Source organism: Paractinoplanes maris (genome assembly GCF_023544465.1).
GTDB classification, from domain to species: Bacteria; Actinomycetota; Actinomycetes; order Mycobacteriales; family Micromonosporaceae; genus Actinoplanes; species Actinoplanes maris.
Genome location: NZ_JALPVL010000017.1, coordinates 12,221 through 38,865, shown reverse-complemented (window position 1 = coordinate 38,865; position 26,645 = coordinate 12,221). Strand labels below are relative to the sequence as shown.

Genomic DNA, 26,645 nt, shown 5'->3' with positions numbered 1-26,645 from the left:
CGGCGGTATGACGGTCACCCGTGTCCCGAACGTTTTCGACTCGCTGCGCCTGGACGCGGTGTCCGACGAGGAGACCCTGCGCCGGGTGTACGCGATGCCCGGCGAACCCGCCGTCCGTAAGCAGATGACCGAGCTCACCGACCAGACCCGGCAGTTGATCAGCTGTTCCTCCCTGGTCTTCGTGGCCAGCGTGGACGCCGACGGCAACTGTGACGTCTCCCCGCGCGGCGGTCCGGCCGGTTTCGTCTCCGTCCTGGACGCGACCACCGTGGCGATCCCGGACGCGACCGGCAACAAGCGGCTGGACAGCCTGCAGAACGTGATCGCCACCGGCCGGGCCGGGTTGCTGTTCGTCATCCCGGGGCGCACCACGACGCTGCGGCTCAACGGCCGGGCCTGCGTGTCGACCCGCCCCGATCTGCTGTCGCAGCTGACCGCCGTGGGTAAACCACCGGCCAGTGCGCTGGTGGTGGGGATCGAGGAGGTCTACCCGCACTGCCCCAAGGCGTTGCTGCGCGGCGCCGCCTGGAAACCGGATCAGTGGTTGCCGGCCGACGCCCAGCCGACCTCGGCTGAGGTGACCCTGGCCCAGCTGCGGATGCCCGGGCTGACGATCGCCGACATCGAGCAGACGGAGGCCGACGCGTTGAAGTACCGGTACCAGTAGGTGGCCACGGGGATCGACGTGGACGGCTACCTGCGGCGGCTCCGGCTGACCGGGCTGGCCGGGACACCACCGGGCACGGCCGGATTGTTCGCTCTGCATCGGGCGCACGCCGAGCGGGTCCCGTACGAGTGCCTGGAGATCTGGCTCGGGCGGCGCACGACGGTGGACCCGGGGGAATCGGCGCAGCGGATCCTGCGCGGGCGTGGCGGGTACTGCTTCCACCTCAACGGCGCGTTCGCGGGGCTGCTGGAAGCGCTCGGCTATCAGGTCACCCGGCATGTCGGCGGGGTGCAGGGGCACGCGGATCCGTCGGCCGGGGCGAGCGGCAACCATCTGGTGCTCACCGTGTCCGGTCCGGACGGACGGTGGCTGGTCGATCTGGGGATGGGTGACGGATTGTACGAACCGTTGCCGTTGGCTGAGGGCGTGTACCGGCAGGGGCCGTTCACCTACGGGTTGCGGCCGTCGGAGGCCGAGGCGGGAGGCTGGCGGTTCGACCACGACGAGCGCGGCGGGTTCGCCGGCATGGATTTCCGGCCCGGGGCGGTGCCGATGACCGCTTTTACCGGTAAGCACGAGCATTTGTCGACGTCACCGCAGTCGGTGTTCGTCCGGACGGCGACGGTGCAGCGCCGCGACAGCGCGGGAGCTGACATTCTGCGGGGGCTGACACTCACCCGGGTCGGCTCGGCCGGCACCCGGACGGTCCTGCAGGAGCCGGACGACTACTTCGGTGCGCTGGGTGATGTCTTCGGGCTCACTCTCAGCGACGTCACGCCGGAGGAGAAGGCCGCGCTGTGGCGGCGGCTCGTCACCGCGCACGAGCGGTGGCTGAGCGAGGTGTGACGGGCTCGTTGGCGGCCGAGCCGGTCGTCGCGGGGATCTCTCAGTGCTGGCGGGGTGGTGCGCCGCGCTGGCGCAGGTAGGCCAGGACGGCCTCCCGGGTGGTGCGGACACCGAACAAAGCCCGGGCCTCGGCGATCCGCCGGTTCGCGGTCCGCAGGGACAGGAACTCGGCGGCGGCGGCCGCGGCGATCGTGTCACCGGCGGCGAGCCGGTCGAGCAGGGCCCGCTGTTCGGGGACGAGGTCGGTCACCGCGGTGTCACCCCCCACCGGTTCGGTCAGGCCCTGGTTGACCGGGCCGAGCCGGGCCAGGTCGTCGACCAGGGCCCGGCCCAGGGCGGATTCGAAGTCGCAGATCGCGACGATGCCCGCCCCCCGGGCGGCGGCCAGGACCGCCAGTTGCAGGGTGTCGGGGTCGCCGACCCGGCCGTGCAGGACCAGGCGGCTGCCGGTGACATCCCACGCCGGGTCGGGCAGGGCGAAGCCGTCGCGGGCCACCCAGCCGTCGCGGGTCAGTCTGCGCAGCACGGTGTCGGCGTCGCCGTGGTTGGCGACGACGTGGCGAGGAGCGTCGGGCTGTCTGGTCACCGGCCATCCTTGTACGTGTCATTCGTGTCGGTCTCTTCCGGGTGGGTGGCGAAGGCCAGGGCGGCTGCTTCCGTACGGGTCCGGGCTCCGAGCTTGCGCATCCCGGCGCGGATGTGGGTGTCGACCGTCTCGGCCGAGATGCCGAGCTGCCCGGCTATCCGGCGGGTGGGTTCCCCGGCGGCGACCAGCCGCAGGACGTCGGTCTCGCGGCGGGTCAGCTGGTCACCCGAGCGGGGGCTGCGGGTGTCGCGGTGCACGTGGTGGCGCCGCAACCCGCGGCGGGCCCGTCCGGCCAGCACGGTCAGCCCGGCCGCGTCGGCGAGTTGCTCCGCGGTGAGCAGCGCGGCGACGGCCCGGGCCGGGTCGGTGTCGGTCACCCCGGCGGCGAGCAGGCAGCGGATCCGCTCGCGCAGGGCGACGGGCCGCCAGGTGTCCGCGGCGGCGGTGAAGCCGGTCCCGGTGGCCCAGGCGGTCAGCGTACGCCGGGCGGCGCCCGGAAGCCCGCCCGGAATCGGCGCCGCGGTGAACTCCCCCAGGTCGTGCGCCGCCCACCGGGCGGTGATGGCGTGCAACCCGGCCAGCAGCCCGGTCTCGGCGGCGGCCGGGCCGCTCTGGGTGGCGCGGTCCGGTTGCCCGTCGAGCCAGGCGGTCTCCTGAGCCACCCACGCGATGGCCGGATGCGCGGGCCCGCCGTCCAGGTGCGCCCGGGCCGCCGCGAGCAGCCCGGTGTCGGCCTCGATCAGCGCCGCCGCCGCGGTCGCGTAGCCGCGCGCCTCGTCCGGCAACGCGCGGTCGGTCAGGTTCGAGGCCCTTTTCAGTACGCCGTCAGCCCCGTCCCACATCCGCGCCGCAACAGCCCCCTGCGCACCGGGAGAACCGCCGGCCGTGCCCGGCGCGGGAGAACGACCGCCCACACCTGCCATCGGGACCGCGACGGGTTCGTCAGCACCGGAAGGACTGTTGGCCCCGCCGGGCGCGGGGAAACCAGCACCCGCACTCACCGGCCCGGCCGCTGCAGGCCCATCAGCACCGGAAGGACTGTTGGCCCCGCCCGGCATATGCCCGGCAGGAGAACCGCCATCCGGGCCCGGCGTGTGCACGAGAAAGAGACCACCGTCCGGCATATGCGCGGGGGAAAGACCGTCGGCCGGACCCGGCGCGGGGGTGGGCAGGGAACCGTCGGAGGCTCGGCCGGGGATTTGCGCGGGGGGTGCAGCGCCCGCAGTGGACGCGGAGTCCGGGATGGTGGTGGTGATGACGTCGCCGGGGATGGAGCCGTGCAGGGCCAGGGCCCAGTCGGCGGCGGCGGCGAAGCGGGTCTGCCAGCCGTAGGCCAGGTCGGCGGCGCTGTCCCGGGCGGCGGCCAGGGCCACGTCGGCCGATTCGGTGAGCCGGCCGTCGGCGGCCAGCTGTTCGACCAGCAGCCACGCCGACCAGCGGCTGATCAGCGGGTCACCGCCGGCGGTGGCCGCGGCCAGGGCGGTGTCCCACCCCGGCGTACGGAAATGGGCCTGCACCGCGGCCAGCGCGGCCGCCACACCGGGCGACGGCTGCGCGTGCCGGGCGCTGATCTTGCCGGCCAGGTCCTGGGCGGCCGACGGGTCGGTGGCCAGCTCGGCCAGCAGCAGCACCCGGTCGCGTCCGGACAGGACCGGGCCGGTGGCCGCGTCGGGGACCAGCCGCACGGCGGCCCGCGCTCCCGCCGGGTCCCCGGCCTGCAACAGCGCTTCGCCGAGCAGCACGTCGGCTTCCGGTCCGAGCGGTTCACCGGTCTGCAGCACCCGCGCCGCGGCGGCCGGCCGGCCGGCGGTCAGGGCCGCGTCGGCCGCGGCGATCCGGACCCGCGGGTCGACCGGCACGTCCAGTTCGCAGGCGAACAGCAGCAGGGCCGCCCGGTCGCCGCCGGTGCTGTGGTCGGCCGCGACCAGCGCCCGCCGGTGCGCACCGGCGAAGTCCCCGGCGGCCGCGAGGTGCCGGGCTGCTTCGGCGGGCGGGGTCAGCTCGGCCAGCCGGGTGTGCAGCTCGACCCGGGCGGGCGCGTCGAGCAGCCCGGCCGCGGTTTCCGCCACATAGGTCGACACCGGCAGCAGCATCTCCCCCTCGGCAGCGCCGCCCACGGAGACGACGGAGCCGCCCGAGGCAGCGGAGCCCGGCGGGGCCGCCGATCCCGGCAAGAAGGCGGCCGACCCCGGCAAGGCAGCCGACCCCGGCGAGGTGACCGGACCGCGTGCTGCCGGGTCCGGGACGGAAGCCGCAGCCGCAGCCGCGGCGCGCGGTGGCCGCGGACCGGATGATGCTGGGGCGCCGAGCAGGGCGGACGCGGGCGCGACCAGGCCGGCGGTGAGCAGGTCGGTGGCGCCGGGGCCGAGCAGGGCGGCCGGGGCGGGCCGGCCGAGCAGGCCGAGCGCGGCCAGGGCGGTGCGGGCCGGGCGGGGCAGGTCGGCCAGGGCGGTCGCGATGGCGTACGCGACCTGGTCGATGCCCGGCCCGGACGCGGCCCGGCCCGCCGCGGCCTGCCGGGCCAGCGCGGTGATCGCGAGGGGGTTGCCGCCGGCCCGGTCGGTCACCGCGGCCAGGGTGCTCTCGTCGAGGTTGCCGGCGGTGCGGCGGGCCAGCTCGAGCGCGGCCACCCGGTCCAGTGGGGGCACCTCGATCCAGCCGGTCGCCGCCGCGCGTAACGCTTCCAGGGCTTCGGCGGGCAGCCGGTGCGGGGTGCGCAGGGCGGTCAGGACCCGGCAGTGCGCGGCCAGCAGGGGCAGCGCGGCCAGGGTGGCCGGGTCGGCGTAGTGCACGTCGTCGAGGACGAGCAGGCCGCCGCGGACCCGGGAGCGGACGGCCTCGGCCAGCAGGTGCACGTCGTCGGCGGGCAGCCGGGCGCGGACGGCCCGGGACAGGGCCAGGGCGGGCACGGTCTGCAGCATGGCCAGGCCACCGCCCGCTTGGACCGGGCCGGCCACCGCGGCGGTGATCTCGCGCAGCGCCGTGCTCCGGCCGCTGCCGGGCGGGCCGGTCAGGACGACGAGCCCGGGGCGTTGCAGCATGGCGGCGGCCTGACGCAGCGCTTCCGCCACCTGAGCCCTCCCCTGTCTTTCGTCGTGGTGCGCGTGGCACGAACACGGGATCCCCTGCTCGTGCGCGGTCCGTAGGCTGTGCCTGCGGCGGGCGGGATCTGACGGCCCGCCCCGACACGCGAGGAGGGCCGGCAGTGACACCCGCCGTGGTCTGCACATTCTCTCCGACAGTGTGCCTGGCTGACGAGTCGTGGTGAGCGGCCCGCTGAGCGCCAGCGTAGCGACGCTCTGTGACGAAATGGCGTCCCGTGTCGGTGCGGAGGCCGGTCACCAGCTCATTCAGATCCGCGATCGTCTCGGCGAGCCGCTACGCGTTGCGATCGCGGGGCGGTTGAAAGCCGGAAAGTCGACACTCGTCAACGCGTTGATCGGGCGCCGGGTGGCGCAGACGGCGGTCGGTGAGTGCACCCGGGTGGTCACCCGGTTCCGGTACGGGACGGCCGACCGGGTCGATGTGGTGTGCCGCGACGGGCAGCGTAAGAGCCTGCCACTGGACGACGACGGGATGATCCCGCAACGCCTCGGGGTGCCCGCGTCCCGGGTGGCGTTCGTGGATGTCACCCTCACCAGTGAGAAGCTGCGCGAGCTGACCGTGGTCGACACCCCGGGGCTGGCGTCGACCGACACGGTGGTCAGTGCCCGCGCCGAGGAGGCCGTCGGGGTGTCCACCGCCCCGTTCGACGCCGACATCGACGCCGACTCGGCCGGGGAGGTCGCCGCGGCCGAGGCCGTGGTCTACGTGTTCACCCAGGCGGTGCGGGCCGATGACGTGCGGGCGCTGGAGGCGTTCCGGGATGCCTCGGCCCGGCTGGCGTCGAGCCCGATCAACGCGCTGGGCGTGTTCGGCAAGGTCGACACGCTGGTCGGTGGGGCCGGTGACCCGTGGCCGGTCGCGGCGCCGCTGGCCGAGCAACAGGGCGCGCTGCTGGCCCGGACGGTCTCCGACGTCGTGCCGGTGGTGGGCCTGCTGGCCGAGACCGGGGAGTCGGGCCGGTTGACCGGCGCCGACCGGGACGCGTTGAAGCAGCTGGCCGCTCTGCCGGCCGGGCAGCTCAAGCTGATCCTGGCATCGGCCGACCTGTTCCGGTCCCGGGCCACCGTGCTCGGCGCCGAGCAGCGCGAGCGTCTGCTGGGCGCGCTCGACCTGTACGGGATCGGTTTCGCGCTGGCCCAGCTGGCCGCCGAGCCGGACGTGTCCACCGGGGAGCTGGTGCGCCGCCTGGTCGCCGCGTCCGGGTTCCCCCGGTTGCAGCACACCTTGCAGGAGACGTTCCGGTGGCGTTCGGACGCCATCAAGGCCGGGTGGGCGCTGGCCCGCCTGGAACGCCTGGCCGGGCACACCCGCGACGAGAACGACCGGGAGCGGTTGCGCGGCGCGGTGGAGCGGTTGCTGCGCGACCCCGCCTATCACCGGTTGCGGCTGCTCGACGCGGCGCAGCGGGTCGCCACCGGTTCGGTGCCGATGCCGATGCAGTGGGAGCAGGAACTGACCCGGCTGGCCACCTCGGAGGATCCGCGGTGGATCCTGCGGCTGCCCGACGCCGGCGCCGACGAGCTGGCCACCGCGGCGGTGGCCGCGGCCAACCGGTGGCGGGTCTACGCGGTCGCCGGGGCCGGGCCCGCGCAGTCCCGGGTCGCCCAGGTCGCGCACCGCGGTTTCCACCTGCTGGCCCAGCAGGTGCGGCGATGACCGACCTCACCGCGATCCTCGACACCACGGTCAAGGACACCCTGGCGTACGTGCGCACGCACGACCCGGACGCGGGGGCCGAACTGGCCGAGTTGCGCCGCCGCCGGTTGACCCGGCCCGAGGTGGTCATCGTCGGGGAGACCAAACGCGGCAAGAGCTCACTGATCAACGCGTTGCTGGGGGTGCCCGGCCTGTCCCCGGTCGACGCGGCCGTGGCCACCGCCACCTACCTGCAGTTCGTGCCGGGTGAGTTCGGGGCCCGGGCGTGGCTGCCCGGCTCGGCCGAGCCGATCGTGATCGACGGGCTGGCCGAATGGGCCACCGGTGTGCAGCGGGCCCGCCGCATCGAGGTCACCCATCCGGCGCCGCTGCTACGCTATGTCAGCCTGCTCGACACCCCCGGGGTGGGCGGGCTCGACCCGGCGCACACCGCGGTCGCGCTGGCCGCCGTCGACCGGGCCACCGCGCTGATGTTCGTCGCCGACGCGTCGGCCCCGCTGTCACGGCCCGAGCTCGACTTCCTGGTCGCCGCGAGCCAACGGGTCGACGCGGTCGTGTTCGCCCTCACCAAGATCGACGCGTATCCGGGGTGGCGGCGGATCCTCGACGACAACCAGGCGCTGCTGCGCGCGCACGCGCCCCGGTTCGCCGGCGCCGCCTGGTTCGCCGTGTCCTCCGCCCTGGCCGAGCTGGCCGTGGACGCCGGACCGGACGACCAGGCGGCCCTGGTCGACGCGTCGAAGATCGCCGAGCTGCAGCACGCCCTGGTCGAACTGGCCGGCCGCGGGCATCAGCTGCAACTGGCCAACGTGCTGCGGGCCGGCCGCGGTGAACTGGCCCGGCTGGAAAAGGCCGCCCACGACCGCGTACGGGCGGTGGAGGCCGACCCGGCCCGGACCGCGCAGCTGCGCGCCGAACGAGCCGCCCTGGCGGCCCGCAAACGCACCGAGTCGCGGCAGTGGACACTGCTGCTGAGCACCGAGACCCAGCGCGCCCGGGTGGAGACCGTCGGGCATCTGCGCACCCGCATCGCCGCCGTGCAGCAGGAGTTCTCCGAGCGGATCGACTCCGGGCGCGGGGAGGCCCTGGCCCGGCTGCCCGAGCAACTCGACGCCGAGTTGCAGGCCGTCGCCGTGCAGCTGTCCGAACGCCTGGAGGACACGTTCGCCCAGGTCGGTGAGAAAGTGCTGGCGTCGGTGTTCGACCAGACCGAACGCGCCGAGATGCTGGGCCGGCTCAACGCGACCCTGCGCCACGCGATGGACGCCGCCCCGCCGCGCGACGGCTCGGCCGACAACCTGCTGATCGCCCTGTCCGCCGGCGGGATCGCCTTCATGGCCGGGCGGGGCGCGATCCTCGGCGCGTCCGTGCTGGCCGTCGGTGGGGGGCTGCTGGTGCCGGTGGCCGGGATCGGGCTGGGCCTGGCCGCCGGCGGGTACGTGCTGTACCGCCGCCGGGTCCAGACCGACCGGCAGCAGGCCCGGGTCTGGTTGCGCGACGTCCTCGGTGAGGCCCGCGCCGCCCTGGCCGACGAGATCGCCAACCGGTTCACCGACCTGCAGTACGCGCTCAGCGTCGCCGTCGACGACGCCGTCGAGAAACGCCTCAAGGACCTCGACGCGCACATCGCCGAGATCGACGCGGCCGCCGCCGAGGACGCGGCCGGCCGCACCAAACGCCGCGCCGCCGCACAACAGGAGCTCGACGGGGTCCGCGCGAGACTGCGCGCCGCCGACACGGCCCTGACCAAGGCCCGGGTCCTGACCCCCGTGCCCCACGACGAGGAGGACCGATGACCGACCACCACGACTTCGGCGACCACCACGACGACTTCCCGGTCTTCGAGGAGCCGCACGCCGACGACCACAGCTTCGAACCGCCGCCACCGGAGGACCACCACGACGACGACGAGCACGACTGGTCGCCGCCGGAGTTCGCCGAGCACCACGACACGTCGTACGAGGAACCTGCCGCCGAGGACCAGCCGGTGGCCGACGACGTCGTGGCCGAGGAACCGCTGGACGTGTTCCCGGCCGCGGTCGACGTCGGTGAGCTGCCCGAACCGGTCGACGGGTTCCCGTGGATCGACACCGGCAGCCTCGGTGTCGTGCCCGCCGCCGCACTGGACGAGACTCCCGACCCGGTACGCCCGGAGGAGTTCGCCGAGTACGCCGGCGTCGACCTTCCCCCCGCGCAGGACCCGTGGGCCGCGCTGGCCGACTCCGACGACCCGGCCATCAGCACCCTGGCCAAGTGGTTCAGCGAAAACTGAGTACCCGGCCTCTCCCCGCCGCTCGCACCGGGGTGACATAGTTTCGGCGCTGACGATCGACACCTGGAGCCGAAGCACATGGCCGCACCCGGCACCGACCTGACCGCCGCCCCCGCCCGGCGCGAGCGCACCGGCTGGTATTTCTACGACTGGGCCAACTCGGCCTTCTCCACGACCGTCCTGACCGTCTTCCTCGGCCCGTTCCTGACCACGGTCACCGAGATCGCCGCCGGGTGCCCGCTGGGCACCGACGACTGCACCGGCCGGGTCCACCCGTTCGGGATCACCGTCGCCGCCGGCTCCTTCTACCCGTACGTGGTGTCGCTGTCGGTCCTGCTCACCGTGTTCGTCCTGCCGATCATGGGGGCGATCGCCGACCGGGCGCCGCGGAAGAAGCCGCTGCTGGCCGGGGCCGCGTTCCTCGGCGCCGCCGCCACCATCGCCATGGTGTTCGTGACCGGCGACCGGTACTGGCTGGGCGGCCTGCTGTTCCTGATCGCGAACATCGCGTTCGGCGCGGCCGTGGTCGTCTACAACTCGTTCCTGCCGCAACTGGCCGGCCCCGACGAACGGGACAAGGTGTCCAGCCGCGGCTGGGCGCTCGGCTACCTCGGCGGGGGGTTGCTGCTCGCGGCCAACCTGGTCGCCGTGATGCTGCTGTCGGTCGACGGCGACGACCAGCGCACCCTGGACATCGCCCGGTTCTGCATCGTCAGCGCCGGCATCTGGTGGGCCGTGTTCACCCTGATCCCGCTGCGCTGGCTGAAGGAACACCCGGCGGCCGGCGCCGCCACCTCCCGCGGGAACGTGCTCACCGACGGGTTCAAACAGCTCGGCCACACCCTGCGCAGCCTGAAGGCGTACCCGTTGACGCTGTTCTTCCTGCTGGCCTACCTGATCTACAACGACGGCATCCAGACCGTCATCGCGCTGGCCGCCCAGTTCGGCAGCGAGGAACTCGACCTCGAACAGTCCACCCTGATCGTCACCATCCTCATCGTGCAGTTCCTGGCCTTCGGCGGCGCGCTGGCTCTCGGCGCACTGGCGACGCGGATCGGCGCCCGCAAGACGGTGCTGCTCAGCCTGGCCCTGTGGCTGGTCGTCATCGTCGCCGCGTACTGGCTGCCGGCCGGGGAACCGCTGCCGTTCATGCTGCTCGGCGCGGGCATCGGCATCGTCCTGGGCGGCAGCCAAGCCCTGAGCCGGAGCCTGTTCTCCCAGCTCATCCCGGACGGCAAGGAAGGCGAGTACTACGGCTTCTACGAGATCAGCGACAAGGGCACCAGCTGGCTCGGCCCGCTGCTGTTCGGCCTGATCTTCCAGCTCACCGACAGCTACCGGCTCGGCATCATCTCGCTGGTCGTGTTCTTCGTCGTCGGTGGTGTGCTGCTGGCCTTCGTCCCGATCCGCCGCGCCATCACCGCGGTCGGCAACACACCCCCCAGACTGCTCTGATGGACATCACCATCGACCCGGCCTCGCCGGCACCACCGTACGAACAGGTGCGGCTGCGCATCGCGGCGCTGGCCGCCGAGGGTTCGCTGGCCGCGGGAGAAAAGCTTCCCCCCGTACGGGCTCTGGCCGCGGAACTGAACCTGGCGGCGAACACGGTGGCCCGAGCCTACCGGGAGCTCGAACTGGCCGGCCTCGTGGAAACCCGGGGCCGGCTGGGCACCGTCGTCACCGCCCGCGCGGCCGGCACCTCGGCCCAGGCCCAGAAAGCGGCCGCCGCGTACGCGGAGAAGGTGTCCGGGTTGGGTGTGCCCCCGGAGACGGCGCTGGCGCTGGTGCGGGCGGCCCTCGGCCTCTGACCCACCGGTCAGCCGGGGGGACGCTCACCGCCCGCGTCGCTCAGGCCGTCGACGAGCATCGCCGCCTCGCCGGCCGAGATGGCCATCGTGGTGCTGAGCAACTCGACCGCCTGTTCGCGCTGCCCGGCTTCCACGAGCGCCGCGATCCGGAGCCAGGCGAACGCGTCGGCCAGGGCGTCGTGCTGCCCGCCGGGCGCGGACGGCCTCCCGTCCGGTGCGGCGGTCGCGTCGGCCAGGGCGTCGTGTTCCCCGCCGGGCGTGGACGACCCCCCGTCCGGTGCGGCGGTGGCGTCGGAGAATTGCGCGCCGGACGACACCGGCTCCGCATCGGAAGTCGGTTCGTCGGGTGGGGCTTCACCAGGGGCGGGCGCACCTTCGTGAATGCGGGCGTCGGCGATCCCGGGGGCCGCGTCCCGCAGGTGGGCGTCCGGGTCCGAGGACGCCGCGGCGGCGGCCCGCGCCTGCATCTCGCGCATCTGGCGGCCCAGCAGATCCTCCTGGCCGCGGCGGCGCAGGATCATCGTGATCACCGCGACAAGCGCGGCCGCGGCGAAGAACCCCACCACCAGCTGCTGCGGACTCATCAGCTCAGGGGACCTCGACCGCGGCGGTGCCGGCCGGCCAGGGGGCGGACGCGATGCGCGGCGCGACCACCGTGACCGCACCTGTCTCGCACCACATGCGGGGCATCGTAGTGGCCCGCGGTGGGTCAGAGGCCGTGAGCCGGGCCGAACGCGTCGTACGTCTCGCCGGGCGCGGCGAACCAGGCCGGAGCGCCCGCCTCGGCGGTGGTCCTGATCCGCAGCTCCGCGAACTCGCCGAGCGGGGGCAACGCGTCGGGAGCGAAGAACCCCACCTCCAGCGACTCGTCACCGTCCGGGCGCGGCGCCCCGCCGACGGCCCGGCACCGGAACCACACGGCCAGGAAGCAGCACTTGTCCCCGTTGGGGTACTCGGTCTGGTGGGTGGCCACCCCGGCCAGGCTCTCGATCTCGGCGATCACCCCGGTCTCCTCGGCGACCTCCCGCAGGATCGCCTCGGCCGGCTGCTCCCCCGGCTCGATCATCCCGGCCGGCAGCGACCACCGGCCGTTGTCCGAGCGCCGCAGCAGCAGGATCCACCCCTGCTCGTCCCGGACCACCGCGCCGGCGCCGGGCAGCAGGAGCAGGTCGTGTCCGATGTGCTCACGCATCCGCGTCACGTACTCGGGAACTGGCATGCGACAGACGCTAGTGGATCACCGCAAACCGTCCTCGCCCACCGGGCCCTGTTAGCGTGCGTGGCGGGGGCCTTGATGAGCTCGGAGCAACTGCGTCACCGGGTCGTGCGGGCGGTCACGCACCTGGTCAGCGAATGGGACACGATGACCACCAGCCGGATCGCCGAGGTGGTGGGTGTCGACGAGGCCGAACTGCTGGCCATGTTCGCCGACAAGGACGCGGTCATGCAGGCCTGGGTGTCCGACATGACGGCACACATGATGGCGACGCTGGACCCGGCCGCGGAAGTGCGGCGGCTGGAGGCGGTCCGCGGTGACCAGCCGGTCGAAGCCCGCCTGCTGCAGGTGATCGACATTCTCCGCGCGTACGCCGAGCGTGTCCGCACCGAGCTTGTCGAGCACCCGGCCCAGCCGACCGGCCGTACAGATCGTCGGAGTTTCGGCATCCAGCCCGAGTTCCAGGCGGCTGTCGCCCGGTTGCTCGAGCCGGACGAACACCACCTGCGCCTGCCCTCTGCCACCCTGGCCGAACTGTTCCTCAGCATGGCCCAGTCCTGCACACGCGTCCCGAACGAGGTTCAGCCGGTCCGGGCCGAGCACGTTGTCGCGTTGTTCCTGCACGGGGCTCTGGTCCGGACGGCACCTGGTGTCCACGACACACCTGGAACGTGAACAAGCAGCGTCCATCTGCTCGCCGCGGCGGCTGCCGGGGCGCTGAACCACAACGCCGCCGTCAAGGGGATGCCGGGACGCCCGACGCTCGCGCTGCGGATGCCGCCGCGGGACGACTGCTGCGATCCCGTCACCACGCCGCCGGCCCGCCCCGCCTGGACCTCGCCGGTCGGCCCCTGGGTCACCGTCGACGGGGAACCCGGCAGCGTGGCGGCGGCTGACCGGGTGGCCGGCTGACCGGGGGCGGCTCAACGGGTGGCTGGTGCTCCCTGGATGACCAGGATGTGCCACACGTACTTGAGTAGCTGCAGCACCTCGGGTGGGGTGCCGAAAGCGCCCCACGTCGCCGGTTCGTGGGTGGCCCGGCCGACCAGGGCCGCGTCCAGGACATCGCGGCCGTAGTGGTCGGCCACCGCCCGCACCAGCGGCGGCACCTGCGGGCCTTTCAGGTCAGCCGGGAACTCGTCGGCCGGCAGTTCGAAGCCGGGCGCCCACCGCAGCTCTGTGCCCAGGCCTCGCAACTGCGCCTCCACCGCCGTACCGCGGAAGGAAGGGTCGGCCACGACGGCCGTGACGTCCCCGGCCAGGGTGAGACCGCCGTGGACCTGGGCCTCGACGTAGTCGTCCATCGCCCGCCCGGGTCCCGGACGGGCCGCACCGAGCGCGGCCACCCACTCGGCCGGCGACGCCGCCGCCACGTTGAGCGCCCGGCCGGTGCGTGACACCTCGTCGAGCAGCGCCGCCCACACCGCACCGAACGTGGCCGCCGTACCGAACACGGTGGGTTCGGTGAAACTGTCACCGTGACTGAACGTGGCCCGCGCCGACACGTGCGGCGCCAGGATCAGGTGGCAGCTGCCGAACCGTGGCGACGCCCCGTCCGGGTAACCGGCCAGGTTGAGCGCACCGTAGACCGGCCGGCCCGCCGCACCGTCGTAGACGCCGGGGAACATGCGCTGCTCCCACACATCGCGGTCACCACCGGCGAACGCGGTCAGGCCACCGTTGGAGATACGCGTCTCGAACTGGCTGCGGTAGACACCCTCGGCGGCCAGGTGCTCGGCCACCGTCCGGCCGTCGGCCAGCAACCGGTCCGGGTGGAAGTTGACCGTGATCGAGGCCGGCGGCACCTCGGCCGGACCGGCGGCGGGAAACAACTCCCGCACATGCCGCAGGGCGCGCTCGCCGGGCGAGGTCACTTCGGTTCGATGGTGTTCGTGACCAGCAGCACCATCAGCAGCACACCCAGCGCCACCCGGTAGTAGATGAAAATGCTGTACGAGTGCCGCGACACGAACCGCAGCAGCCAGTTCACCGAGAAATAGGCCACCACGAAACTCACCACGGTCGCGATCAGCGTGTTCGTCCAGCCCACCCCGGCCGAGATGTTCCCGGCCTCCTCGAAGCCCTGCAGGATCGACGCACCCAGCAACGCCGGGATCGACAGGAAGAACGACAACTTCGTCACCGTCACCCGATCGAAGTCGCGCAACAGACCGGCCGACATCGTGGCGCCCGACCGGGACACACCGGGGATCAGCGCCAGACACTGCACCAAGCCGATGATCAAAGAGTCCTTCCAGGTCACATCCTCCTGATGCTTCACCTGGGTGGCCGCGTGATCGGCGAACGCCATCACCCCCGACCACAGGATCAACGCGCTCGCCACGAACCACAGGCTGCGCAGCGTCGTCTCCACCTGATCCTTGAACAACAACGCCACGATCACGATCGGGATCGCGCCCAGCAGCACCGCCCACCCGAACCGGAAGTCCGGGTTGTCCCGCTTGTCCTTGGCGAACAGGCCGGCCAGGAACGCCGGAACCACCCGGGCGATGTCCTTGCGCAGGAAGATGATCGTCGCCAGCACCGCACCCGACTGGATGATCACTGTGAACGCGGTGATCGCCGGATCGTCGATCCGATAACCGAGCAACTTCTCCAGAATCGTCAGGTGGCCGGTGCTCGACACGGGCAGAAACTCGGTAAAGCCCTCAACGGCGCCCAGCAGCACCGCTTCGAAGATGTTCAACCCCGACCGCCTCTTTGATCCGCTTTTTACCGCCGCCGAGCATAGGCGGCGCGGTCACGCCCCGGCGCGGCGGGCACGCGCGGCAGCGATCATGTAGGCGGGATCACGATCCAGGTTGTGCCGGTCCCGGTCGTACCGCCGCGTCGTCCGCGGATCGGCGTGACCCATCGCGTCCTGCACATCCTCCAACGCCACACCCTCAGCCCGGGCCGCCGTCGCGAACGCATGCCGCAACGAGTGCGGCGACAACCGGTCGGCCTCGGCGATCCCGGCCTCCGCGGCCAACCGGCGCAGCAACCGGAACACCGCATGCCGATCCAGCCGGCCCCCGGTCGACGTCATGAACAACGGGCCGTCACCGTCACCGCGCACCTGAAGATAGGCGTCCAGGGCAGCCGACGCGGCCGGGGTCAGCGCCCGGCGTCGCTGCTTGCCACCCTTACCGACAAACCGGACCGTACGGTGCCCGCGCTCCCAGCCCACATCCCCCAGATCCAGGCCGACGAGCTCACCCACCCGCAAACCCAGATCGGCCAGGATGGTCATCACCGCGTGATGCCTGGTCCCCGCGGCCCGGGCCCGCTCGATCAGCGCGTCGACCTCGTCGGCGGCCAGGCCCAGCGTCGCCGAATGATCCCGTGACACGAACGGCCGGTCCGCCCCGGCCACCGGATTCGTGTCGACCGCCCGGATCTTCATCAAGAAGTCGTACCAACTCGACAACCCCGACAACTTCCGGGCCACCGTCGACGGCGCCAGCTCCCGCGCCTCCAAACCCCGGGCGTACGCGTTCACCTCCAGAAACGACGCCCGCAGCGGATCAGCGCCACGCTCCGAACACCACGCCAGCCACGCCGACACATCCCGCCGATACGCGGCCCGGGTGTGCTCCGACAACCGCCGGTTCGCCAGCCACACCTCGGTGACCTGCTCCGCCGGACCACCGACGGCCAGTTCCCCACCCTGCCTGGGCACCACGAACATGCGCCCATCGTGTCAGCTTTCGATCACCGCACCGTCCGCGACATGCCAGCGCCGCCCGAACCCGATCGCCTCCGCGAAATACCGGTCATGCGTCACCACCACCACCGTGCCCCGATACCGGCGCAACGCCTCCTCGATCACGTCCAAGGCGTCCAGGTCGAGGAAGTTCGTCGGCTCGTCCAGCAACAAGATCCGCGCCGGACTGTTGACCAGCACCGCCAGCAGCAGACGCCGCAACTCCCCGGCCGACAGACTGCTCAACCGCGCATCCCACTGATCCGGGCCGAACTGATGCCCCAGCAACAACCGCTCGGCGTCCTCGGCATACACCGGCACCCGCGACCGGAAGAACTCCATCACGGTCACCTTCGACCGCAGACCGTCAGTGGTCTGCGGCAACACAGCGGTGTCATCCGACGCCAACGCGCGCAGCAACGTCGTCTTCCCCGCACCATTGCGCCCCGTGACCAAAATGCGGTCACCGCGCCGTACCTCAAGCTCCACCCCGTCGAGCAGGAGCCGATCACCCGCCGACACCGACAGATCCCGCACCCTCAGCACAACCTCACCGGGATCGGCCTGATCAGCCGGGAAAGCCAACGTCAAAGGCGGCCGCGTACGAGGGTGAGCAATCCACCGCACCGACTCCATCTGCCGCCGCAGACGCCGCTCCCGGACTTTGGCCTTCCGCGCCACCAACCGGGCCACCCGCCGCAGATGCGGACCGGCCACCCCCAGCCCCGAAGCGTTCTCCACCCCCCGCGAATACTCCTTCGTCCGCTCGATGTCCGCCTCCCACCGGCGGCGATCCTTCTCCTGCGCCTCGAAATCCAGCAACAACCGCTCCCAGCGACGCTGCTTCTCCACCCGATACGCCGTGTAACCACCACCGGGGTAGTCCTGCACCTCAGTGTCGATACCGTCCAACTCCAGAACACGCGTGACCACAGCATCGAGGAACGCACGGTCATGGCTGACGGTCAAAACCCCACCCGCGTACGACTTCAGCCAGCCCTGCAACCAGGCCATGCCCTCGGCGTCCAGGTGATTGGTCGGCTCATCCAGCAACAACACATCCGGCTCGTCGAGCAGAGCCCGCGCCAACAGAAGCCGCGCCTGCTCACCACCGCTGACCTGCCACAAAGCCAGCTCATCGGGGAGATGGGCGATATCCAGGCGCTGGCGGATCTCGGCGATGCGAGCCTCCGCCTTCCAACCCTCCAGCGCGGTCCAGCGCTCCTGCACAACGCCATACCGGACCAGCAGCTCATCAGCGGTGTCGGCGCCTTCGTCGGCGTTCCCGGCAGCCGGAGTCCCGTCGCCGGCGAGGCTCATCCCAGTGATCGCCTCATTGCCGGCGGGGCCTTTGTCGTCTGCGGGGCTGTCGTTGCGCCCGGGCACGCCACTGCGCTTGGGCCTGTCGTTGCGGCCAGGCCCGTCACTGCGCCCAGGCCCGTCGTTGCCCGCGGCACTGTCATTGCTCCCGGGGCTGTCGCTTCTCCCGGGGCCGTTGTCTCCGGGGCTTTCGTTGTCCCCGAGGCTTTCGTTGCTCCCGGAGCCCTCACTGCGCCCGCGACTGTCGTCACCGGCGGAGCTTTGGTCGCCGGCGGCGGTGGCCAGGCGGTGCTCGAGCTCGCGCATCGTCCGGGTGACCTCGGCCAGCTCGCCGAGGCCCGCGGTGAGGAAATCACCCACCGTCCCGTCCGGGTCGGGCATCTGCTGGGCCACATAACCGATCCGGGTGTCCGGACCATAGGTGACGCTGCCGCTCTGCGGTCTCAGCTCACCGCCCAGAACCCGCAACAGCGTCGACTTACCAGCACCGTTGGGACCCACCAACCCGATCCGGTCCCCGTCGCCCACCACGAGATCGAGCCCGGCGAACAACGGGTCGCCGTCATACGAACAACTGAGATTGACAGCCTTTAACAAAGAACCCTCCACGAGCGAGACACCGACAGGGACACGCCACCGCGCGAACGGCGAGGCGATTCACAAAGGTCGGTCCGCTATCACATGAAGAGCAGCACTCCCGGCGCTAGACATCAGATCCGCCGACAACCTTGCCCCGCCCGCCACGCTCTCCGCAACCCATATAGCCCACCGGCCGCCCGCTCGGTGCGGTCGACACGTCCCGACCTGCGACGCGACGGTGAGGGTCGGCACGGGCCAAGCCAACTCCACCGGAGCCGGCACTCAGCCTGGCCGACGGAGCCGGCATCCAGCCAAGCCAACCCCGTGTCTGGGGACACCCAGCCTGGCCAACCCCTCGGCGGCCGGCGCCTAGCCTGACCGACCACGGGGGTTGCCACCCAGCCAAGCCGACCCCGCGGGGCCGGCACCCAGCACCCAGCCAAGCCGACCCCGCGGGGCCGGCACCCAGCCTGACCGACCACACGGGGGTTGCCACCCAGCCAAGCCAACTCCGCGAGGCCGGCACCCAGCCTGATCGACCCTGCAGGGGCCGGCACTCAGTCAAGCCAGCTCCGCGGGGCGGGCACCCAGCCTGATCGACTCCACGGGCGCCGGCACACGCATGGCCGACCATACGGGCGCCGCCACCCAGCCTGGCCGACCACACGGGCTGGCACACGCGTGGTCTGCCAGGCGCGGGGGCGACCCGCGATCAGGCCAGTGCGGCGATGGTGATGACGCCGGCCGCCGCGGTCAGGTAGGCGACCGCGATGGGCACGCTGCGGGGCATCTTCCTCTCCGCGCCGAGCTGCTCGTAGAGGCGGCCGAGACGGCGGCGGACCCGGTCACCGCGGGTGGCGCCGGCGATCAGCAGCAGCAGGCACGGCAGGCAGTAGACCAGCGCGTACCCGGCAATGATCACCAGTGACCGGGTGGTGCCGACATCAGCGTTGACGATCCGTTCGACGGCGATGAAGTACGGGAAGGCGTTGGGCAGATCCGCGCCCGTCATGACCAACCCGAGCACGGCCGCGCTCAACGGGTTGACCCAGCGCGGCACGGTGACCGCCGGGCGGACCCGAGCACGCAACCGGCGCAACCCGGCCACGGCCAGCGCCACCGCCGCCACCGTGAACGCGATCCGGCGCACCCAGAGCAAACCGTCACCGGTGGCACCGGCCGCGACATCGGCTCCGGCGTACACCACCGCCCCGAGAACGAAGACCGTCAGATAGGCACCGGCGACAAACCCGGCCGCCGCCCGCACCGGATGCGCCATCGGGGCGAGCAGCAGCAATGCCACCCCGGCGATCGTCGCCGGATTCAGCGCGTCCAGCAGGGCCAGACCGGCCACACCAGCCAGCAGCGACGCGGTCACGACGGCAAGCCGAGATGGTCAAGCAGGTGCTCCACCTCAGCGGACGTCGGAGGCGGCCCGGTCAGCGCCGCCATGAACAACCCGTCACCGACCAGCCGCACCAGCCGGGCCCGGACCGGGTCACCCAGCTCGGCGGCCAGCATCCGCTGCCAGCGCTGCTCGGCCTCGCCCACCTCGTGCGGCAGGTCGAACTCGCCGCCGGCGGTCAGCCGCATCATCGACATGATGGCCCGGTACACCGCGCGCTCACCCGGCGCGGGCACCGACAACCGCAGCCAGGCGGCGGCCATCGTCCCCTGCGTCGCGGCCGCCGTCAGCCGCTCGTCGAATCGGTGCAAGGCCCGGGTCACCAACGCTTGCAGCAGGGACCGCTTGTCGAAGTGATAGAGCAGTCCGCCCTTGCTCACGCCGGCCGCCGCGGCCACCGCGTCCAACGCGGGCGGGACCTGACCGGCGGTGATCAGCTCCTCCGCGGCATCCAGAATGCGCTCCCGTGCGGTTCCCATGCCCGCAACTGTACCGTCCGGACGGTACAGTGCCCAGGATCAGCCGGCCGGGCAGTTCAGCTTGACGTCGTCGAACTGGGCCGGGCTGCTGTCGAGCAGGACATCGTCGAGGTACACGTCGACCGCCGCATCAGCCGGCACCGCCGCCTCGAAGCTGCCACCCGCCGCGACCGAACCACCGGCCAGCACCGCGGCGGCCTGCCGGATCTCGACCCGGCCCTGCACCCCACTCGGCCGGTCCGCGCTGACCGGCACACAGACCGCGATCCGCCGCACCTGCTCGCCCTCGTCACCACCGCACCCGCCGACGACGCCCACCATCAAGCCGGCGACCACAACCATCCGCGCCGAGCGGATCCCCGTATTCACACACCGACTCAAGCACCCGGCGTCCACCGAAATCGAAACCGTGGATGTCGTTGATTCCTTTTTGTTCTTGGGTTCTTGGTGGTTCGGTGCGCCGGTGTTGAGGCGCACACCCTGTAAGCCGTCCTAGGATGATGATTTGGTTACTGCGTTCTCGCTCACCTCGAGCCGCCCCCAGGAGAACTCGTCGATGCGATACGGAGAATTGGCGGTGTGCCGCGACCTCCCGCAAGCGCCTTGCCGCACCGGCACACCGCCGGTCCCCTTCGGACCCGTGAGGACCTCGCGATCCTCCGGCCCGACCTGGTCGCGCGCTACGACGCCGAACTTCCGGGCGCACAGGCGGCCATCCTTGCCCGGCTCCTGGGCGCCATCGACCGCGAACCCCTCCCCGGCCTGATCGCCCGCGGCCCCGGCGAAGCCACCTTCACGGCGCCGCCCACAGGCACAAAAACGCATCTGCGCTACCCCGCCGGGGCCGCGCAGCCCTTCGCCGTGGCCCACGCCGGCCTCGCGATTGAAGCCGTACGCCACCCGATGACCGCCGCTCAGGCCGAACCCGCGGGCAACGCTGCTGATCAGGCGGGGTTCACCGGTGAGACGGTGACGGTGATGCCGTCGGTGGCCGTGTCCGGTGCTGATGCGGTGTCCGCGAGCGAAGTCGTCGAGGGCGAGCGTGTGCAGGCCCAGTCCGCGAGCGGGACGCCCGAGCACCGGGTCATCGTGGCGCCCGTTGACCTCGTACGCCTGCTCTGGGGTGACGTGCCGCTGGCTGAGGAGATCGACAACAGTGTGGCCAACCTGGCTCTGGCCCGCGCCGACCGGCCGGAGCAGCGCCTGCCCGAGCCCGGCGACCCCGACGCGCTCGGCCGCATCGAGCAGCTGATCACCGACGGCCACCCGTTGCACCCCTGCTGCCGTACCCGTGGCGGCATGACCGTGGCCGACGTCCTCGCGTACGCGCCGGAGCACTCCCCCGTGATCCGGCTGCACCGGCTGCGGGTGCCCCGGGACCGCTGGTACGGCACTGCCGCGCCGATCCTGCACGCGCATCCCTGGCAGGCCGCCCGCCTCGTCGCCCGCTACCCCTGGCTCATCCCGGACGGCGAGTCCGATCCCGTACGCCCGTTGATGTCGCTGCGTACCGTCGCGCCCGTGGACGGTGGCCCGCACATCAAGACCGCGGTGGACGTGCAGATGACCAGCGCCGTCCGGACCGTGTCACCCGCTGCCGTGCACAACGGTCCGGTGCTCTCCCGCCTGTTGCGCCGGCTCACCGCCGACCAGCCCATCGAGATCCTGGCCGAGATCGCCGCCGGCGCGGTCGTGGTCGACGGCGTCCCGCAACGGCACCTGGCCCACGTCATCCGCGAGGCGCCGCAACTCGAACCGAGCGAACTCGCTGTGCCGCTGGCCGCGTTCGCCGCCCTGCAGGTGCGCCTCGACGACCCGTACGGGTGGTTCGAAGAGCTCTCGGAAGTGTTCTTCGGCCCGATCACCCGGGTGCTGGCCCGCGGCGTGGCCCTCGAAGCCCACGGCCAGAACACGCTGGTCGTCCTGGACGGCGACCGGCCGGTACGGATCGTCTACCGCGACCTGGGCGGCGTGCGGGTCAGCGCCACCCGGCTGCGCAACGCCGGCCTCGACGCGCCCGAACTGCACGGCGACCTGCCCAGCGACGACCCGGCCGAGCTGCGCACCAAACTGTCGGCGGCCGCGTTCGGCACCGTCGCGGCCGAGCTGATCGCCACGTTCACCCGCACCAGCGGCGCCGACCCGGACCGGCTGTGGGCCATCGTGGCCCGCGCCGTCCGCGCCACCGGCAGCGAGGACGTCGCGTACCTGCTCCAGGACCCCCTGCCGATCAAGGCCACGACCGCGATGCGGCTGGCCACCGACCCGCTCGACGACCGATGGGCCCTGCTCCCCAACCCGATGGCGGCACACGCATGAACAAGACGCTGCGTCCCGAACGGATCGCGCACACCGAGGCCGCCCTGGCGGTCCACGCCCCCGATCTGGTGCCCGGCTTCCTGGCGGCGCTGCCCGAGGCCGCGGACACCGTCGGCCGGCGGCTGCGCGGCGCCCTCGTACGGGAAGGGTTGCGCGACATGGGCCCGGGCGAGCGGCACGGCTTCGGACGTGTCGAATACCCGGCGGCCGGGGCCGGCGACCCGGTCGAACTGCTCGGCGACATCGACGCCCCCGGCTTCGCGGCCGAGCTGCGCAACGCGGTGATGAACCTGGCCATCGCCCTGGCCCGCCCCCGGCCGCCGGTCGGCGACGACCCCGACGAGCAGGCGATCGGCCTGGAACGGCTCGCGGTGGCCGGGCACAACCTGCACCCGTGCGGGCGCACCCGGCTGGGCTGGGACACCGGCGACGTGCTGGCCCACGACCTGGAGACCGAGCGGACCCGGATCGGTTTCGTCGCCGTCCGCTCCGACCTGCTGATCGGCGACGACGTGTTCCCCGAGGTGGCCAAGCCGGCCGGGTACGCGGTGCAGCCGGTGCACGCCTGGCAGCGCGACAACGTGCTGCCCGACCGCTACGGCGACCTGCTCGCCGACGGCACCCTGCGGATCCTCGACGACGAACTCGACGCCATCCCCACCGCCGCCCTGCGCACGCTGCTGCTGCCCGGCACCGGGCAATACCTGAAGGTGTCCCTCGACATCCAGGTCACCTCGACCCGGCGCAGCATCAGCACCGCGAGCACCCGCAACGGCCCGGCCGTGTCGACACTGCTGCACCGGCTGACCGGCGGCGACGACACGCTGCTGCTGATGGCCGAGACGGCGGGCGCGGCCGTGCCGGTCGGCTCCGGGCGCGACCTGTCGGCCATCCGCCGCGACGGGCTCGCCGGACGCCTGCAGCCCGGTGAGCGCGCCGTCCCCGGCGGGGCGCTGCCGTTCCTGCTCGACGAGCTGGTCACCGGGGACCCGGGGGCGTGGCTCCGGGCGTACGCGGAACTGGTCGTCCCGCCGCTGATGCGGCTCACCGCCCAGGGCGTCGCCCTCGAAGCCCACCTGCAGAACTGCCTTCCCACCTTCCTCGGCGGGCGCCCGCACCGGCTGGCCCTGCGCGACTTCGCCGGGCTGCGCCTGCACCGCCCGCGCCTGGCCGCCGCCGGGCACGACATCGACCTGTGGCCGGGCTCGGTCGTGGGCACCGACGACCTCGACGTGTTCCGCGCGAAGATCGGCTACACGCTGTTTCAGGCCCACCTCGGCGAACTCGTCCTGCGCCTCAACCAGCACCTCGGGATCGATGAGGACCGCGCCTGGCGCATCATCCGGGCCGTCGTCGACGAACACGCGGCACCCGCCGACCACGCCGCGTTCACCGCCCCGGCCGTGCCGCACAAGGCGCTGGTGCGGATGCGGCTGGCCGGTGCGGGCGACATCTACGTCCCGGTGCGGAACCCGCTGCATGCACCCGCCTGAGCACGTCGTCCGGGCCCTGCTCGAGCTGCCCCGCCCGGCCTGCGCCTACGTCTACGACACGGCCGCGCTGCGTGCGCGAGCAGCGGTGGTCCGGGCCGGTCTGCCGGTTCCGGCTTCCCTGATGTACGCGGTGAAAGCCAACGGCCATCCCTCGGTGCTGGCCACGCTGGCCGCCACCTGCGACGGGCTCGAAGTGGCCTCCGGCGGTGAACTGGCCCTGGCGTTGCGGGCGGGCGCACGCCGCATCGTCTTCGGCGGCCCGGCCAAAACCGACACGGAGCTGGCCGCCGCCCTCGACGCCGGCGCGCAGATCAACGCCGAAAGCGTGCATGAACTGCACCGGATCGCCGCCCTGCGCCCCGGGGCCGAGGTGGTGCTGCGCGTCAACCGCGCGGGCAGCGCCTTGACCGGCAGTCACACGATGACCGGCACGCCCACCCCGTTCGGCGTCGACGAGGCGCAGCTGGGCGAGGCGCTGGCGGTCCCCGGCGTACGGATCATCGGATTCCACCTGCACGCCGTCTCCAACAACCTGGACGGCGAGGCCCACGCCGCCTTCGTCCGCGAAGCCCTGCGCTGGTCGCAGGCCGCCGGCATCAACCCCCGCGTGGTCAACGTCGGCGGCGGCTTCGGCATCGACTACCTGACCGGCACATCGATGGACCTGACCCCGCTGCGCTCGATCACCGTCCCACCCGGCATCGATCTGATCTTCGAACCGGGCCGCTACCTGGCCGCCGACGCCGGCTGGTACGCCGCCACCGTCCTCGACGTGAAAACCACCCACGGCCGCACGTTCGCCGTCCTGCGCGGCGGCACCCACCACTTCCGCCTACCGGCCGCCTGGCACTACAGCCACCCGTTCACCGTCCTCCCGGTCGATGACTGGCCGCACCCCTACCCCCGGCCCTCGGTCACCGACACCGAGATCGACGCCGTGGGCGAACTCTGCACCCCCCGCGACGTCCTGAGCCGCGCCCGGCACGTTGCCCAGGTCCGAGCGGGAGACCTGCTGGTCTTCGGCCGCACCGGCGCCTACGGGTGGGACATCTCCCACCACGACTTCCTGCGCCACGACCCACCCACCTTCGTCATCCTCTGAAGCCGGGCCGTGGCCCGATTTCACCGGTCGAGCAGGGTTGCGGCCCAGCTGCGCAGACCCGAGTCCGGGGCACGTTCGCAATAGCGGCGGAACTGGTCCTGCACCTCGGCCCGGCGCAGACCGCCGAGCATGACCGGCGGGCGATACCAGGGCAGGTCCGGGCTGACCGGCCAGGCCGCCGCCACCGAGGCACCGCCGTCCGCGGGGGACTCGAGGCCGTAATACACCTCGTCCACCTTGAGAGCCATCGCCGCGCCCAGGCACATCAGGCACGGCTCGAGGTTGACGGCCAGCCTGAGCGGATGCGGCCGCGCCCGCCACCCCAGCTTCTCGTCAGCCTCGATCATGGCCAGCAGGTCGGCGTGCACGAGCCGGCGCCCCAGCGAGACGTCCCGGGTGAACGCGCTGGCAACGATCTGCCCGCCCATCTCCACCACCGCCCCGATCGGCAACTCCCCCGCCGCCATCCCGGCCTCAGCGACGGCAACCGCGGCCTTGACCATCTCGTCCGGCGTCATGGGCCGACGCTATCGAGTGCCGGACGGCTTGGACTATTTCTGCTCCGGCGGGTCGGTTCGGAACGGGTCCCCGTCGAGGCAGGGATCGTTCGGGTCGATGGCCCGGACGACGCGCCGGCCGATGTCTCGTAGCTGGCGCTGCTGGGCTTTGGTGAGACTGTCGAAGACGAGCCGCTGCACTTCGGCGACGTGCCCGGGGGCGGCCGCGACGACCTTGTCCATGCCGGTGCCGGTCAGGATCGCCAGGGTGAAACGCCCGTCGGCGGGGTCGGGTGTCCGGCGGACCCAGCCGCGCTTCTCCAACCGGGTGACCACCTGCGACAGCCGCGCCAGGGAACCCTCGGCGAACGAGGCCAGCACACTCATCCGCAACGTGCGCTCAGGTGCCATCGACAAGCCGGCCAGCACCTGGTATTCGAAGTGGCTCAGCTGAGCGTCGCGCTGCAGCTGAGCGTCGATGGCGGCCGGCAACCGCACGAGCATCCCGGCCAGCGCGATCCAGGTCTCCTGCTGCTCCTGGTCGAGCCACCGCGGCTCGGCAACGTCCTCCATGTCGCCAGCATAACTTCACACCTTAAGTGATCTACGGTCCCAGTTGACTTGCGGCTTTAAGTGATCCGGGTCTAGGTTCACTCAAAGCTTGAAGTCATCGAGTGGCCGGAGAGCCTCGTGAACATCGTCTTGTGGGTCATCGCCGGCCTGCTGGCCGCCGCCTTCGCCGCCGCCGGAATCATGAAGCTGACACAGCCCAAGGAGAAGCTGGCCGCGTCCGGCATGGCCTGGATGGAGAGCTACAGCGCGGGCACGGTCAAGCTGATCGGCGCTCTGGAGGTCCTCGCCGCGATCGGGCTGATCCTGCCCGCCGCGCTGGACATCGTCCCGGTGCTCGTGCCGCTGGCTGCCCTCGGCCTGGCCCTCATCATGGTCGGCGCGATCGTGGTCCACGCCCGGCGCAAGGAAAACCAGGCCATCGGCATCAACGTGGCCCTGCTGCTGCTGGCCGCCGTCGTGGCCTGGGGCCGCTTCGGCCCGTATTCCTTCGGCTCCTGACCCGCACGGTCACAACGCCACATCACCTGGGGACAGACGATGCCCCACCCCCGAGTCATCGTGATCGTCTCCGCCCACCGGGAAAACGCACCCGCGGCGCTGTCGCTCCACTACGACTTCGGCGGCTTCCAACCCCGCAATTGCACCCTTCCCTACGTCACCCGGGACGCTGCCCATCTGGGCCGCCCCGTCACGGCGCCCTGCTCCACCGGGCCCGTGCACCAGTTCACCGACCGCGGCCCCTTCTTCCCCTCGTGGCGATGTACACGTCCCCGTCGTCCTGCTGTCCATGCCAGCCTCGAGCCCCAAGTCACGCTCGAGCTGGGCCGGCTGCGCTCCCTGTGCGACGAAGGCATCCTCGTCATCGGCTCCGGCTTCATGACCCACAGCTTCGCCTTAGCCCCGCAAACCAGCTCTCGCCGACGCGCTGGTCCACTGGTCGGTCGAGGGGGTGCTGTCCGCCGCGGCGACGTCGACACCTTCACCAAAGCCCCGACGGCGACATCGCCCAACCC

Annotated in this window: 26 protein-coding genes; 13 read left to right on the top strand and 13 right to left on the bottom strand. The window is 72.2% G+C overall.

Going from position 1 to position 26,645, the window contains the following annotated elements:
• Positions 1-7: 7 nt before the first annotated feature.
• The gene (locus NAG42_RS39570) at positions 8-667 is read left to right on the top strand and encodes an MSMEG_1061 family FMN-dependent PPOX-type flavoprotein (RefSeq protein ID WP_250037571.1); all 660 of its coding nucleotides are present in this window, start codon (positions 8-10) and stop codon (positions 665-667) included.
• Positions 668-1,513 carry an arylamine N-acetyltransferase family protein gene (locus NAG42_RS39565; protein WP_250037569.1) on the top strand — a complete coding sequence of 282 codons (846 nt, stop codon included), beginning with the start codon at positions 668-670 and terminating at the stop codon, positions 1,511-1,513.
• A gap of 40 nt (positions 1,514-1,553) precedes the next feature.
• On the opposite strand, the gene NAG42_RS39560 is transcribed toward NAG42_RS39565, so the two are convergent.
• Together NAG42_RS39560 and NAG42_RS39555 are read right to left on the bottom strand one after the other, a co-directional pair.
• Positions 1,554-2,099: a LuxR family transcriptional regulator gene (locus NAG42_RS39560; protein ID WP_250037568.1), complete on the bottom strand. Its 546-nt coding sequence runs from the start codon at positions 2,097-2,099 to the stop codon at positions 1,554-1,556.
• Entirely contained in the window at positions 2,096-5,140 is a 3,045-nt protein-coding gene (locus NAG42_RS39555; RefSeq protein ID WP_438872517.1) for a LuxR C-terminal-related transcriptional regulator, read from the bottom strand. The genes NAG42_RS39560 and NAG42_RS39555 overlap by 4 nt, the downstream gene beginning before the upstream one ends.
• Before the next feature lie 268 nt (positions 5,141-5,408).
• Between NAG42_RS39555 and NAG42_RS39550 the strand changes: the two genes are divergently transcribed.
• From NAG42_RS39550 to NAG42_RS39530, 5 genes are all read left to right on the top strand, one after another.
• The gene (locus NAG42_RS39550) at positions 5,409-6,860 is read left to right on the top strand and encodes a dynamin family protein (RefSeq protein ID WP_250037566.1); all 1,452 of its coding nucleotides are present in this window, start codon (positions 5,409-5,411) and stop codon (positions 6,858-6,860) included.
• Positions 6,857-8,656, top strand: a complete 1,800-nt coding sequence (locus tag NAG42_RS39545; protein ID WP_250037565.1) for a dynamin family protein — start codon at positions 6,857-6,859, stop codon at positions 8,654-8,656. Before NAG42_RS39550 ends, NAG42_RS39545 begins: the two co-directional genes overlap by 4 nt.
• Positions 8,653-9,132: a hypothetical protein gene (locus NAG42_RS39540; protein WP_250037564.1), complete on the top strand. Its 480-nt coding sequence runs from the start codon at positions 8,653-8,655 to the stop codon at positions 9,130-9,132. The genes NAG42_RS39545 and NAG42_RS39540 overlap by 4 nt, the downstream gene beginning before the upstream one ends.
• Positions 9,133-9,210: 78 nt before the next feature.
• Positions 9,211-10,587 (top strand): MFS transporter, encoded by a 1,377-nt coding sequence (locus tag NAG42_RS39535; protein ID WP_250037563.1) that lies wholly within the window; start codon positions 9,211-9,213, stop codon positions 10,585-10,587.
• Positions 10,587-10,943, top strand: coding sequence for a GntR family transcriptional regulator (locus NAG42_RS39530; protein WP_250037562.1), 357 nt, complete (start codon positions 10,587-10,589; stop codon positions 10,941-10,943). Before NAG42_RS39535 ends, NAG42_RS39530 begins: the two co-directional genes overlap by 1 nt.
• Positions 10,944-10,951: 8 nt before the next feature.
• Here NAG42_RS39530 and NAG42_RS39525 read toward each other — a convergent pair whose 3' ends face one another.
• Positions 10,952-11,527: a hypothetical protein gene (locus NAG42_RS39525; RefSeq protein WP_250037561.1), complete on the bottom strand. Its 576-nt coding sequence runs from the start codon at positions 11,525-11,527 to the stop codon at positions 10,952-10,954.
• A gap of 125 nt (positions 11,528-11,652) precedes the next feature.
• On the bottom strand, positions 11,653-12,162 hold the full coding sequence (locus NAG42_RS39520; RefSeq protein ID WP_250037560.1) for an NUDIX hydrolase: 510 nt from the start codon (positions 12,160-12,162) through the stop codon (positions 11,653-11,655).
• 75 nt (positions 12,163-12,237) lie between these two features.
• On the opposite strand from NAG42_RS39520, the gene NAG42_RS39515 reads away from it, so the two are divergent.
• Entirely contained in the window at positions 12,238-12,834 is a 597-nt protein-coding gene (locus tag NAG42_RS39515; protein WP_250037559.1) for a TetR/AcrR family transcriptional regulator, read from the top strand.
• A gap of 69 nt (positions 12,835-12,903) precedes the next feature.
• Positions 12,904-13,071 (top strand): hypothetical protein, encoded by a 168-nt coding sequence (locus NAG42_RS39510; RefSeq protein ID WP_250037558.1) that lies wholly within the window; start codon positions 12,904-12,906, stop codon positions 13,069-13,071.
• Positions 13,072-13,082: 11 nt separating this feature from the next.
• Here NAG42_RS39510 and NAG42_RS39505 read toward each other — a convergent pair whose 3' ends face one another.
• From NAG42_RS39505 to NAG42_RS39475, 7 genes are all read right to left on the bottom strand, one after another.
• Positions 13,083-14,033 (bottom strand): DUF3626 domain-containing protein, encoded by a 951-nt coding sequence (locus NAG42_RS39505; protein WP_250037557.1) that lies wholly within the window; start codon positions 14,031-14,033, stop codon positions 13,083-13,085.
• A complete protein-coding gene (locus NAG42_RS39500) occupies positions 14,030-14,866 on the bottom strand; it encodes an undecaprenyl-diphosphate phosphatase (protein ID WP_250037556.1) in 837 nt (278 codons plus the stop codon). Before NAG42_RS39500 ends, NAG42_RS39505 begins: the two co-directional genes overlap by 4 nt.
• Before the next feature lie 54 nt (positions 14,867-14,920).
• The gene (locus NAG42_RS39495; RefSeq protein ID WP_250037554.1) at positions 14,921-15,850 is read right to left on the bottom strand and encodes a tyrosine-type recombinase/integrase; all 930 of its coding nucleotides are present in this window, start codon (positions 15,848-15,850) and stop codon (positions 14,921-14,923) included.
• 12 nt (positions 15,851-15,862) lie between these two features.
• Complete coding sequence (locus tag NAG42_RS39490) at positions 15,863-17,737, bottom strand: ATP-binding cassette domain-containing protein (protein ID WP_250037553.1); 1,875 nt, start codon at positions 17,735-17,737, stop codon at positions 15,863-15,865.
• A gap of 739 nt (positions 17,738-18,476) precedes the next feature.
• The gene (locus tag NAG42_RS39485) at positions 18,477-19,142 is read right to left on the bottom strand and encodes a GAP family protein (protein ID WP_250037552.1); all 666 of its coding nucleotides are present in this window, start codon (positions 19,140-19,142) and stop codon (positions 18,477-18,479) included.
• Complete coding sequence (locus NAG42_RS39480) at positions 19,139-19,648, bottom strand: TetR family transcriptional regulator (protein ID WP_250037551.1); 510 nt, start codon at positions 19,646-19,648, stop codon at positions 19,139-19,141. Before NAG42_RS39480 ends, NAG42_RS39485 begins: the two co-directional genes overlap by 4 nt.
• A gap of 39 nt (positions 19,649-19,687) precedes the next feature.
• Positions 19,688-20,017 (bottom strand): hypothetical protein, encoded by a 330-nt coding sequence (locus NAG42_RS39475; protein ID WP_250037550.1) that lies wholly within the window; start codon positions 20,015-20,017, stop codon positions 19,688-19,690.
• Between the two features lie 210 nt (positions 20,018-20,227).
• Between NAG42_RS39475 and NAG42_RS39470 the strand changes: the two genes are divergently transcribed.
• Genes NAG42_RS39470 through NAG42_RS39460 form a run of 3 tightly spaced genes read left to right on the top strand, consistent with a single transcriptional unit; the run spans position 20,228 to position 24,562 of the window.
• Positions 20,228-21,967, top strand: a complete 1,740-nt coding sequence (locus NAG42_RS39470) for an IucA/IucC family protein (RefSeq protein ID WP_250037549.1) — start codon at positions 20,228-20,230, stop codon at positions 21,965-21,967.
• On the top strand, positions 21,964-23,460 hold the full coding sequence (locus tag NAG42_RS39465; RefSeq protein ID WP_250037548.1) for an IucA/IucC family protein: 1,497 nt from the start codon (positions 21,964-21,966) through the stop codon (positions 23,458-23,460). Before NAG42_RS39470 ends, NAG42_RS39465 begins: the two co-directional genes overlap by 4 nt.
• Entirely contained in the window at positions 23,447-24,562 is a 1,116-nt protein-coding gene (locus tag NAG42_RS39460; RefSeq protein ID WP_250037547.1) for an alanine racemase, read from the top strand. Before NAG42_RS39465 ends, NAG42_RS39460 begins: the two co-directional genes overlap by 14 nt.
• A 20-nt stretch (positions 24,563-24,582) precedes the next feature.
• Here the strand turns inward: NAG42_RS39460 and NAG42_RS39455 are convergent, their stop codons facing one another.
• Both NAG42_RS39455 and NAG42_RS39450 read right to left on the bottom strand, forming a co-directional pair.
• Positions 24,583-25,080 carry a deaminase gene (locus tag NAG42_RS39455; RefSeq protein WP_250037546.1) on the bottom strand — a complete coding sequence of 166 codons (498 nt, stop codon included), beginning with the start codon at positions 25,078-25,080 and terminating at the stop codon, positions 24,583-24,585.
• A 33-nt stretch (positions 25,081-25,113) separates the two neighbouring features.
• On the bottom strand, positions 25,114-25,632 hold the full coding sequence (locus NAG42_RS39450) for a MarR family winged helix-turn-helix transcriptional regulator (RefSeq protein WP_250037545.1): 519 nt from the start codon (positions 25,630-25,632) through the stop codon (positions 25,114-25,116).
• A 117-nt stretch (positions 25,633-25,749) separates the two neighbouring features.
• Here NAG42_RS39450 and NAG42_RS39445 point away from each other — a divergent pair, with 117 nt between their 5' ends.
• Positions 25,750-26,130 (top strand): DoxX family protein, encoded by a 381-nt coding sequence (locus NAG42_RS39445; protein WP_250037544.1) that lies wholly within the window; start codon positions 25,750-25,752, stop codon positions 26,128-26,130.
• Positions 26,131-26,645: the final 515 nt, after the last annotated feature.